This is a genomic window from Seonamhaeicola marinus (assembly GCF_008085455.1).
In genome coordinates this window covers 1-431 of the sequence record NZ_VSDQ01000397.1, presented here as the reverse complement: position 1 = coordinate 431, position 431 = coordinate 1, and the positions used below count along the sequence as shown (strand labels likewise).

General features: G+C 27.8%; 1 protein-coding gene. It reads right to left on the bottom strand.

Annotated elements, in window-relative coordinates:
• A partial coding sequence (locus FUA24_RS05125; RefSeq protein WP_317131939.1) for a uracil phosphoribosyltransferase occupies positions 1-276 on the bottom strand: 276 nt, incomplete at its 3' end.
• Positions 277-431 lie beyond the last annotated feature (155 nt).

Below are 431 nucleotides of genomic sequence, written 5' to 3'. Positions count from 1 at the left end.
ATTTAGTAAACCATTGTGTAAAGGCACACCAGCTCTTAAAATTGAACACACAACAACGTTATTAGTGGTTAAATTAACGGAGCTGTTTCCTAAAGGTGTTTCAACTGTATTGGGTTTATAGTTAAAGGTTTTACTTAACTCATAACCTAAAATTTCACCAATACGCTCAATATTTCTTCTAAAACGCATACGGTCATTTTGTATAGTTTTATCTCTAATTTCTGCAATAAAAGTATTTAGTATTGAGTTTTCTTTTGAAATGTTATGAAGCTGCATAAACCCGTGTATTGTTTAGTAAGTAAAGTTATTAAATTAAAGTATATTTGCGCATTAAATTAATACATTATGTTTACAGATAAAGCCAATAAAATTTTTCAAGAAGTTATTGAAGAATATCATAAAATTGATACCGTAGATCAACCATTTACAAA